Origin of the sequence: Pseudomonas sp. FR229a (assembly GCF_030209115.1) — a bacterium.
GTDB lineage: Bacteria > Pseudomonadota > Gammaproteobacteria > Pseudomonadales > Pseudomonadaceae > Aquipseudomonas > Aquipseudomonas moraviensis_A.
The window spans coordinates 170,308-180,647 of sequence record NZ_JARVSP010000013.1 but is presented as its reverse complement, the minus strand read 5'-3'; the positions used below and the strand labels follow the sequence as shown (position 1 = coordinate 180,647).

The following is a 10,340-nucleotide window of genomic DNA, read 5'->3' as shown; positions in this document are numbered from 1 at the left end:
GATCGCAGCCTTCGGCAGCTCCTACATTTGAAATACGGTGCAACTGTAGGAGCTGGCGAAGGCTGCGATCTTTTGATCTTCAAAGCCAAATTGGGTAATCCCCCAAGCGCCACCAGACCGGCTCGCATGGCGTCCTGCCTGCACAGAGTGCGGCGTCTTCGAAAATAAAAGATCGCAGCCTTCGGCAGCTCCTGCATTTGAAATACGGTGCAACCGTAGGAGCTGCCGAAGGCTGCGATTTTTTGATCTTCAGAGCCAGATTACGTCCCACAGCGGGTAGTCCCCGAGGCGCGCCACCAGACCGGCTCGCACAGGATTCTTGACGACATAGAGCGCAGCGGCTTTGAGATCTTCATCCCGCCTCAAGGCGCGGTCGTAATAACCTCGCTGCCATAATTGTCCCTGGCGCCCATGTCTTCGATTGTATGCCTGGCAACTTCGCGATTTGACGCGACACATCAAATCTGCAAGCGAACCCTTATCAAGCGCAACGAGCCAATGCAGGTGGTCTGGCATGACGACCCAAGCCAGAGAGGTAGCTAACCCGGCTTCACTGCACCGTCTCAACTCGTTGACCAGCAATCTACCGTCGTGCCAGTTGGTGAAAACACGCTCGCGTTGATTAACCACTGCTGTAAGCAGATAAATTCTTCCGGTTTCAGAGTACCGACCCTTTCTCAGACGACAGGCTTTTGCAGCAGCAGGCATTCCATTGCCTCCCTTTCAAGATCCTGAAAAAACCTTAGCGTCTGCACCCTGTTTAGCCAGCCCAGGCAATTACTGGATGTGTCGTTACAAGCCCCGGCCGCTCCATCCGTCCGGGGCTTTTTTACGTCGATTGAATTTTTCCGCCGCCGTGTCGCTCTTCTGCATAACAGAACCCGTCTGCCATCGGTGTGCTCATGAACAGGAACCTCGACGATTACAACCGCATGCGTGATTTTTCCGCGACTTCGGAACCGGCTGCGGTCAAGCGCCCGGGGCGCAAGTCTGCCAAGGATCATGCTTTGCAGTTCTGCATCCAGAAGCACGATGCTTCGCACCTGCATTACGACTTTCGCCTGGAACTCGATGGCGCGCTGAAGAGCTGGGCGGTGCCGAAGGGGCCGTCGCTGGATCCCAAGGTCAAGCGTCTGGCGATTCATGTCGAGGATCATCCGCTCGATTACGCGACGTTCGAGGGCAGCATTCCCGAGGGGCATTACGGCGCCGGCGATGTGATCGTCTGGGATCGCGGCGTGTGGATTCCGCTGGAGGATCCGCACAAGGCCTATGCCAAGGGTCGGCTCAAGTTCGAGTTGCAGGGCGAGAAGCTCGGCGGCGTGTGGAATCTGGTGCGCACGCACATGCCGGGCAAGAAAGAACAATGGTTTCTGATCAAGCATCAGGACAATGCGGCGCGTCCGCAGGATGACTTCGACGTGCTGGTCGCCGAACCCGACAGCGTGCTCAGTGAGCGCACGATTGTCGGCAAACCCACGCTCGCCGCCGAACAGGCCAAACCGCTGAAGAAGACCCCGGCCAAGCCACGCAAACAGGCGTCTGGACAGCTTAATGGCGCGCGCAAGGCCAAGCTGCCGGCGGTGATCAAACCGGAACTGGCCACATTGGTCGATAGCGCGCCAGAAGGGCAGTGGAGCTACGAGATCAAGTTCGATGGCTATCGGATCATGGCGCGGATCGATCACGATGAGGTGCAGCTGTTTACCCGCAATGGCCACGACTGGACGCATAAACTGCCGCAGCAGGCCAAGGCGCTGGCGGCACTGGGCCTTGAATCGGCGTGGCTTGACGGCGAAATGGTCGTGGCCAACGAGCAGGGTGTGCCGGATTTTCAGGCGCTGCAAAATGCCTTCGATGCCGGACGCAGCGGCAACATCGTTTATTACCTGTTCGACGTGCCGTACCTCAACGGCGTCGACCTGCGTGATGTTCCGGTCGAAGAGCGGCGTGCGGCGCTGAGCACGATCCTTGGCGCACAGAAAGATTCTTCACCTCTGCGCTTCTCCGAAGCCTTCGAAGAAACTCCCGACGCACTGCTCAACAGCGCCTGCCAGATGCAGATGGAAGGCCTGATCGGCAAGCGCCTCGGTTCGCCCTACGTGTCGCGGCGCAGTGGCGACTGGATCAAGCTCAAATGCAAGCATCGGCAAGAGTTCGTCATCGTCGGCTATACCGATCCGAAAGGTGCGCGCAGTGCCTTCGGTGCTTTGCTGCTCGGTCTGCACGACGGTGACAGCGGCGAGTTGCGCTATGCCGGCAAGGTTGGCACCGGGTTCAACCAAACCACGTTGAAAAGCATCCTCGGCCAGCTCAAGCCGCTACAGACCAAAAGCGCTGCGGTGGTCAATCCGCCCAGTGGTTTCGAGGCCAAGGGCGTGCACTGGCTGAAACCGAAATTGCTGGCGGAGGTGGCGTTCGCCGAGATGACCAAGGACGGCTCGGTGCGGCACGCCGTGTTCCATGGTTTGCGCGATGACAAACCGGCCAAGGACATTACAGAGGAGCGAGCGAAGCCTGTGAAAGCTGCCCAGTCTGAAAAATCCGAGAAGACCGAAAAAACCAGAACCACCGAAAAAACCAAAACCGCCAGGCAACCAGCGAAGAAAACCGCCGCCAGCAAAGCCGAAACTGCACCGTCGCAGGCGGGGCTGGCCGGCGGCAAGGTGCGCATCACGCACCCGGATCGGGTGATCGATGCAGTCAGCGGCACCACCAAGATGCAACTGGCGCAGTATTACGCCAGCGTTGCTGAACACATCCTCCCGCAACTCAAGGATCGCCCCGTGGCATTGGTGCGCGCACCGGATGGCATTGCCGGCGAACTGTTCTTTCAGAAGAACGCCGAACGCTTGGCCATCCCCGGGATTTCGACACTGGACAAGGACGTCACCGGCCAGCCAGTGATGATGATCAACAATCCCGAAGCGCTGGTCGGCGCGGTGCAGATGAGCACGGTGGAGCTGCACACCTGGAACGCCACGACGGTGGATCTGGACAAGCCCGATCGCTTCGTCCTCGACCTCGACCCGGATCCAGCGCTGCCGTGGAAAAGCATGGTAGAAGCCACCGCGCTGACCCTCACCGTGCTCGATGAACTGGGACTCAAAGCCTTCCTGAAAACCAGTGGCGGCAAAGGCATTCACCTGGTGGTGCCCTTGACGCGCAAGCACGGCTGGGACGAAGTGAAGGACTTCAGTCACGCCATCGTCAGCCACATGGCCAAGTTGCTGCCGGATCGTATTTCGGCGGTGTCCGGACCGAAAAACCGTGTCGGGCGGATCTTTATCGATTACCTGCGCAACGGCCTCGGCGCCACCACCATCTGCGCCTATGCCGCACGGGCGCGGGAAGGCATGCCGGTTTCCGTGCCGCTGTACCGAGAGGAGGTCGCGGAAATCAAGGGAGGTAATCACTGGAACATTTACAACGTGCACGAGCGTCTGACCGAAGTCGGCGATGAGCCTTGGGCGGACATGAAGAAAACCCGTCAGACCATTACCGCCGAGATGCGCAAGCGCGTCGGCATGAAAAAGTGATCAGGTGTCGCGCAGCAAGTCGTGGGCGTTGAGCAGTTCGAAGGCGATTTGCGGGTGGTTTTCCAGACCCTTGCGAATCGCCGCCGGGATCGCCGCACGGGTTTTTCGACACAGGCCCGGCAAGTCGTCGATCTGAATGGCAATGCCGCGCATGGTGCGTACCTCGTTGAAACCCGGTGCGACGTCGACGCGGATGCCCAACTGCTCATACATGCGCTGTTGCAGACGTTTGAGGTCGTCGAGGTCTTTGAGTTGTTCCAGACGCGCCAGGAGGATTTTTTCCTCTGCGCGAGTCAGGCGCAGGATGCGCAGATCCGCTCCGGGCGTTTCAAGCAAGGGATCGCGCCCGCAGATGCAGGCGCCGGGTGGGCAGGGTGAGCGCAAGGGCACGGTGGTTGTCATGGCCTCCATCATAGAGGCCGTCGGACGTTTTTGCCTATGCGCACTCAGCGGCCGTCCATCGGCCGCTGTATCCCTCGTGACTACTGCTGCACGCCTTCGTATTGCACCAGAATGGCGTTGGCCAGGTCTTCGTCGCTGGCGTTCAAGCCAGGGTTGGCCTGACGCACCTGTTGCAGTACCGACTCAAGATAAACCCCACGTATGGCTCCACCGCTGGCGACAAAGGCAGACACGTCGTCACGGGCCGGAATCACCATTTTGTCATCCTTGAAGGTCGAGTACAGCGACGCGGAGACACCTGCCGAAGTGGCGACGTCACCCGCATCAACACGGGCCAGCGCCGAACCGACCGGCAGGCAAAGCATTAGAGAAGAAATCAGGACTAACTTGCGCATGACGTGTTCCTCCACAAGCGCGAAGCAAAAAGAGAAGGGACTACATAGCTTCAGAGATAATCGGCGCGCCGGAGTTCCGTGAGCGGAAAAAAGCCTTGGGTCAGGGCATTATCCCGCTCAGTCGGATCAGATCACCCCGCACGCCATGCGATCGCCGCCACCGCCCAGTGGCTTGGGCATGTCGGAATGGTTATCGCCGCCGGCGTGAATCATCAGGGCGTGGCCCTTGATCTCGGAGATTTTCTTCAGACGCGGCGCCAGCACCGGGTAGTTGGCGACACCGTCGGCCGTGACATACACCGCCGGCAGATCACCCAGATGCCCATCGGCGTACGGGCCAAGATGCTTGCCGGTTTTCGCCGGATCGAAGTGTCCGCCAGCGGCCAGTGCCGCGCCTTTGACCCCATCCTTGGTGCCCGCTTCGCAGCTGCCGTTTTCATGAACATGGAAACCGTGAATGCCGGCCGGCAATGATTTCAGCTCGGGCGTGAACAGCAGACCGTAAGGCGTTTCGCTGACCGTGACCGAACCGATCGCCTGCGGCGCACCGTCGGCGCTGACCAGATTGATCGCGACTTTTTCCGTTGCCGCCTGCGCGGTGCCGATTGCCAGAGTGCCGAGCAGACCAAACCACAGTGCGCGTTTCATAAGCGTTTCCTTCAGCTGCATGAATGTTCGAAGCGCTGGATTGATAGCCTGCCCGGGTTAACCGGCGATGAAGGCGTTATCCAGCGGTGGTGCAAGGTGTGACTGGCCGCTCGATCCAAAAGTTTTGCCGGATTCAAGTCGCCGCTGACATCAGCCGATACGCTCTGTGTCGGCAGTTCCATGCCAATAGGCTTAACTGAAATCCGACAAGCGCAATCCAGCGTGCCCACGGGAGATTCCACGGTGTCGATCAAACTGCGTTTGGTGTTGCTGATTGCGACCAGCCTGCTGACAGCGCTGATCGTGAGTCTGGTCAGTTACGTCGGCAACCTGCGGATGGCCACGGCGGTCGGCGATAACACGGTGAGCATGAGCGCACTGCGCAATCACATGGAAGCCGACATGATGCACGACGCCCTGCGCGCCGACGTGTATTCGGCGATGTTGGTCGGCCTGGGCAAAGGCACCGGCACCGCGACGGAAGTGCGTGATTCGCTGGCCGAGCACGCCGGGCATTTTCGTGAAGTGCTGGATGACAACCTGAAACTGCCGATCAGCCCGCCGCTACGCACGGCGCTGGAGCAGATCAAGCCGAGCCTCGATACCTACATCAAATCCGCCGAGCAGATTGTCGCCGTGGCGCTGGACAACCCCGACGCCGCGCAACAGCAACTCGGTCGATTCAGCACCGCGTTCAGCCAGCTCGAAGAACAGATGGCGACGCTCAGCGAGTTGATTGAAAGCAACACCCGGCAAACCAGCGAAGGCACTGAAGCGGCCATTCGCAATGCCAATCTCGCCCTCGGCGTCGTCCTGATCGCCAGTCTGTTGTTGCTGCTGATTCAGGGCCGCTGGGTGATGCGCAGCATCCTTGGGCCGCTGAAATCCGCCAGTCGCATCGCCGAAAGCATCGCCCATGGCAATCTCAGCGAGCCGATTGTCGAGCCCGGCGGCAAGGACGAAGCCAGTGCGTTGATCCGCACCCTGGCAATCATGCAGCGTGACCTGCGCAACATGATCGACGTGGTCCGGCGCAACGCCCACGGTGTCAGTGGCATGAGCGAGCAACTCAGCCACGGCTGCCATCAGGTCGCCGACAGCAGCCAGCAACAAAGCGTTGCCGCCGGGACCATGGCCGCCGCTGCCAGCCAGATGACCGCCAGTATCGAAGAAATCACCCGCCACGCCGAACGTGCCCTGAGCATGGCCAACCAGGCTGAGACTCTGGCCAAGCAGGGCGGCGGGGTGATTCACCAAGTGGTCAGCGACATGGACGACATCGCCCGCTCGGCGCAGCAGTCGGCGCAAGTGATCCGCACGCTGGATCAGGAATCCGAGGCAATCTTCAACATCATTCAGGTGATCAAGAGCATCGCCGACCAGACCAATCTGCTGGCGCTCAACGCGGCGATCGAGGCAGCACGGGCGGGTGAGCAGGGCCGTGGTTTTGCCGTGGTCGCCGATGAAGTGCGCAGTCTGGCCGCGCGCACCAGCGCCTCGACCCAAGAGATCGCCGCGATGGTCGCGCGCATTCAGAACAGCACGCGCGAGGCGGTCAGCAGCATGGAGGCGGGCGTGGCGCAGGTCGACAAGGGCATGGCGGTGACGGCGGAAGTCGAGCGGGCGATTCGCGAAATCCTCGATGCGACGCTCAGCACCACGCAACTGGTGAATGACATCACTCGCACGATTGGCGAACAGAGTATGGCCAGCAACGAAATCGCCCATCAGGTGGAAATGATTGCCGGGATGTCCGAAGGGAATAGCCGGGTGATCGGGCAGACGGCAACGACTACGGATGAGTTGTCGGACCTGGCGGGGCAGTTGGCACGGTCGGTGGATCGGTTTCGGTTGTGATTTTCAGGTGAGGGTTTTTGGTTGTCTGGACTGGCGCTATCGCGAGCAGGCTCACTCCTACAGGGGATTGACGGTGTGAATGCGATCTGCGTTACGCCGCCGCCCCTTGTAGGAGTGAGCCTGCTCGCGATGAGGCCAGTTCAGGCTACATCTATCTCAGAGACTTACTTCAATCAAAATTTGAACGCCTGTCGCCCCACCAACAACCATTTCCCGCCCTGTTTCTGCCAGATCTGGAAATTCTCGATCTCGGTGGGAATGACCTCGGTCCCCTTCAACGCCTGCGCGGAAAAGTGGTGGCGCACCAGCGCGGTATCGCCGGACAGGGTGATGGTCTGCTTTTGCATTTCGAGGGTCTTGAATGCGCTGCGACCGGTCTCAATGTCGGCGATGAATTCCTGCTTGTCCTGAATTTTGCCGCTGGAATGGCCGTAGGTCAGGTTCGGTGCGGTGAGGGCGTTCAGTTCGGCGATGTCTTTGTGCAGCATCGCCTGGGTCAGATGATCGACCGCTTGCGCCACTTGTTTTTCCGCTGGGGCAGGGGCGGCCATGGCGCAGGCGCTGAAGGCGCAGAACAAACCGATGAGGAGGCGGGACTTGGTCATGTTGTTTCCTTGTTGTTATTGGATGGAAATGACTGAAGTTGAATTCGTCAGTCATCGTACAACGTAGCAGGTTATTTTCTTCAGGAGCAACGGGGCGTGTGCACTGAATCGCTGAGTTGCAATGCGCATCGCGCAAAAAACTGACGGTACCCGCCGCAGTGGCGTCATGTTCCGCGCGCTGTGGCCGATAAGCTTCAGAGCGGAAAAAGACTTTCAAGTCGGGAACAGACGCGCGGGTTCGCCCTGACGTGATATTCTCCGCGCCAATTTGCTTTGACCTAATTCGGTTGGCTTGCCTTTCAGGGCTGGCCGACGGGATCCCTGTCGCTCAAGCAGCTGAAGCCAATAACGATAAGAAGTCAGTTCAGAAGGGACATTAACTGAGGTCGATGCCACATATCGGCCTTGTGTGCCCACCCGTCAATATTGCAGTGTGCCGGATCGCGCGACGCCAGCCTGAGCGTCAATACAGCGCAACGCAGACTGATAACAACGACGGGCGGAAGGCGTTTTATCATAGGTGCAACAGATGTTTAAAAAAGTGAACACAGCCTTGCTGGGGCTGGCTTTGGCGATGGGGATGTCGTCTGCCAATGCTGCCGAAGCGAAGAAAGTTGACGTCCTGCTGATCGGCGGCGGCATCATGAGCACCACCCTGGGTGTGTGGATCAATGAGCTGGAACCGAGCTGGTCGATGGAAATGGTCGAGCGCCTCGACGGCGTCGCCCTGGAAAGCTCCAACGGCTGGAACAACGCCGGTACCGGTCACTCGGCCCTCGCCGAGCTGAACTACACCCCGGAAGACGACAAGGGCAACGTCACGATCCCGAAAGCCGTCGAGATCAACGAAGCGTTCCAGGTCTCCCGTCAGTTCTGGGCGTGGCAGGTTCAACAGGGCGTGCTGAAAAACCCTCGCTCGTTCATCAACACCACACCGCACATGAGCTTCGTGTGGGGCGATGACAACATCAAGTTCCTGAAAAAGCGCTACGAAGCCCTGCAGGCGAGCCCGCTGTTTGCCGGCATGCAGTACTCCGAAGATCCGGCGGTGATCAAGAAGTGGGTGCCGCTGATGATGGAAGGGCGTGACCCGAACCAGAAAATCGCGGCCACCTGGAGCCCGCTGGGTACGGACATGAACTTCGGCGAAATCACCCGCCAGTTCGCCGCTCACCTGCAGACCAAGCCCAACTTCGATCTGAAACTGTCGAGCGAAGTCGAAGACATCACCAAGAACGCCGATGGCACTTGGCGTGTCAGCTACAAAAACCTGAAAGACGGCAGCAAAACCGAAACCGACGCCAAGTTCGTGTTCATCGGCGCTGGCGGCGGTGCCTTGCACCTGCTGCAGAAGTCGGGGATTCCTGAAGCCAAGGAATACGCAGGCTTCCCGGTTGGCGGCTCGTTCCTGGTAACCGACAACCCAAGCATTGCCGAGCAGCATCTGGCCAAGGCCTACGGCAAGGCTTCGGTTGGCGCGCCACCGATGTCGGTTCCGCACCTGGACACCCGTGTTCTGGACGGCAAGCGCGTCATTCTGTTTGGCCCGTTCGCGACCTTCAGCACCAAGTTCCTCAAGGAAGGTTCGTACTTTGACCTGCTGACCAGCACCACCACCCACAACATCTGGCCAATGACCAAGGTCGGCATCAAGGAATACCCGCTGGTCGAGTACCTTGCCGGTCAACTGATGCTGTCGGATGAAGACCGTCTGAACGCGCTGAAGGAATACTTCCCGAACGCCAAGGCCGAAGACTGGCGCCTGTGGCAAGCCGGCCAGCGCGTGCAAATCATCAAGCGTGATGAAGCCGCTGGCGGCGTGCTGAAACTGGGCACCGAGATCGTGGCTTCGCAAGACGGCTCGATCGCCGGCCTGCTGGGCGCATCGCCAGGCGCGTCGACTGCTGCACCGATCATGCTGAGCGTGCTGCAGAAAGTCTTCAAAGACAAAGTCGCAACCCCTGAGTGGCAGACCAAGCTGCACCAGATCGTGCCGAGCTATGGCACCCAGCTGAACAGCGATCCGGCCAAAGTGGCTGCCGAGTGGGCTTACACCGCGAAAATCCTCGAACTGCCGACCCCTCCGGTGATCGGTCAGGTAGCTGCTCCAGCGGCACCTGCGGCTGATAAAGCCGTAGCACCGAAGGAAAACGCTGCACGTGACATGGCTTTGTAACCAGAACCCTGACACACAAAACCCACTGAACCGGCGACGGTCAGTGGGTTTTTTGTGGCCTGGTTCCTACGCGCCTACGGTCCGGCGGGGATTCAGGCTTTTGCGGACGCGAGATAGGCACCGAGGCGCCGGCCCATTTCTTCGCCCAGTGCCTGCAATCCGCTCAACGGCCGAACCATCACTTCGAACTCGACGATCTTGCCGCTGGCGTCGAAGCGAATCATGTCGATGCCTTTCAGTTCCTTGGTGCCGACCTTGGCACTGAATTCCAGGATCACATTCAAGCCATCCGCCGTCGCCAGTTCGCGGTGATAGGCGAAATCCTCAAAAACTTCGAACACTGTGTTGAGGATCATCGCCACCACCGGCGCGCCTGGGTAGGGCGTGTGGGCCATCGGCGAGCGAAACACGGCTCGGGCATCGAGCAATTCGGGCAGGGCGTTGAGATTGCCGTTGCGGATCATCTCGTGCCAGCGCTTGAGGGATTCGGCGACATTGGGCTGCAAGGCGAGGTCGGGCATGGTCACTCCGGTTTTTATTATGGTTGGCGGCAATGACTGTAGATCAACCCGGCGCAGAGTGGATCGTCAAGTTTCGGGCTGAATACCGGTCCATGCCCGAAGCGGATCAGATGCGCATCTGATCCGTATTTTTCTGTTTCATCTGCCTCTGTATTCAGTACAGCCACAGCCTCAGAATGCCCGGGCAGTGCGGACAT

At 59.4% G+C, this 10,340-nt stretch carries 10 protein-coding genes and 1 pseudogene; 4 read left to right on the top strand and 7 right to left on the bottom strand.

Annotated features, from left to right (window positions below):
• Positions 1-249: 249 nt before the first annotated feature.
• Positions 250-708 (bottom strand): REP-associated tyrosine transposase, encoded by a 459-nt coding sequence (locus QRN33_RS12585; RefSeq protein ID WP_285408830.1) that lies wholly within the window; start codon positions 706-708, stop codon positions 250-252.
• 194 nt (positions 709-902) lie between these two features.
• Between QRN33_RS12585 and ligD the strand changes: the two genes are divergently transcribed.
• Positions 903-3,539, top strand: a complete 2,637-nt coding sequence (gene ligD / locus QRN33_RS12580; protein ID WP_285408829.1) for a DNA ligase D — start codon at positions 903-905, stop codon at positions 3,537-3,539.
• Here ligD and QRN33_RS12575 read toward each other — a convergent pair whose 3' ends face one another.
• From QRN33_RS12575 to sodC, 3 genes are all read right to left on the bottom strand, one after another.
• The gene (locus tag QRN33_RS12575; protein WP_173867309.1) at positions 3,540-3,941 is read right to left on the bottom strand and encodes a hypothetical protein; all 402 of its coding nucleotides are present in this window, start codon (positions 3,939-3,941) and stop codon (positions 3,540-3,542) included.
• Between the two features lie 80 nt (positions 3,942-4,021).
• Positions 4,022-4,336, bottom strand: a complete 315-nt coding sequence (locus tag QRN33_RS12570; protein ID WP_016775151.1) for a DUF2388 domain-containing protein — start codon at positions 4,334-4,336, stop codon at positions 4,022-4,024.
• A gap of 126 nt (positions 4,337-4,462) precedes the next feature.
• Positions 4,463-4,984 (bottom strand): superoxide dismutase family protein, encoded by a 522-nt coding sequence (gene sodC / locus QRN33_RS12565; protein ID WP_042609346.1) that lies wholly within the window; start codon positions 4,982-4,984, stop codon positions 4,463-4,465.
• Between the two features lie 180 nt (positions 4,985-5,164).
• On the opposite strand from sodC, the pseudogene QRN33_RS26715 reads away from it, so the two are divergent.
• Both QRN33_RS26715 and QRN33_RS26710 read left to right on the top strand, forming a co-directional pair.
• A pseudogene (locus QRN33_RS26715) lies at positions 5,165-5,983 on the top strand (MCP four helix bundle domain-containing protein); the annotation flags it as partial.
• Positions 5,978-6,841, top strand: coding sequence for a methyl-accepting chemotaxis protein (locus QRN33_RS26710; protein ID WP_429507827.1), 864 nt, complete (start codon positions 5,978-5,980; stop codon positions 6,839-6,841). The pseudogene QRN33_RS26715 and the gene QRN33_RS26710, both read left to right, overlap by 6 nt.
• Before the next feature lie 173 nt (positions 6,842-7,014).
• Here the strand turns inward: QRN33_RS26710 and QRN33_RS12555 are convergent, their stop codons facing one another.
• Positions 7,015-7,446 carry a nuclear transport factor 2 family protein gene (locus tag QRN33_RS12555; RefSeq protein ID WP_064363530.1) on the bottom strand — a complete coding sequence of 144 codons (432 nt, stop codon included), beginning with the start codon at positions 7,444-7,446 and terminating at the stop codon, positions 7,015-7,017.
• A gap of 529 nt (positions 7,447-7,975) precedes the next feature.
• Between QRN33_RS12555 and mqo the strand changes: the two genes are divergently transcribed.
• Positions 7,976-9,622, top strand: a complete 1,647-nt coding sequence (gene mqo / locus QRN33_RS12550; protein WP_064363529.1) for a malate dehydrogenase (quinone) — start codon at positions 7,976-7,978, stop codon at positions 9,620-9,622.
• A 92-nt stretch (positions 9,623-9,714) separates the two neighbouring features.
• Here mqo and QRN33_RS12545 read toward each other — a convergent pair whose 3' ends face one another.
• Both QRN33_RS12545 and QRN33_RS12540 read right to left on the bottom strand, forming a co-directional pair.
• Positions 9,715-10,143 (bottom strand): nuclear transport factor 2 family protein, encoded by a 429-nt coding sequence (locus QRN33_RS12545; RefSeq protein WP_285408823.1) that lies wholly within the window; start codon positions 10,141-10,143, stop codon positions 9,715-9,717.
• Between the two features lie 17 nt (positions 10,144-10,160).
• Positions 10,161-10,340, bottom strand: coding sequence for a hypothetical protein (locus QRN33_RS12540; RefSeq protein ID WP_177330593.1), 180 nt, complete (start codon positions 10,338-10,340; stop codon positions 10,161-10,163).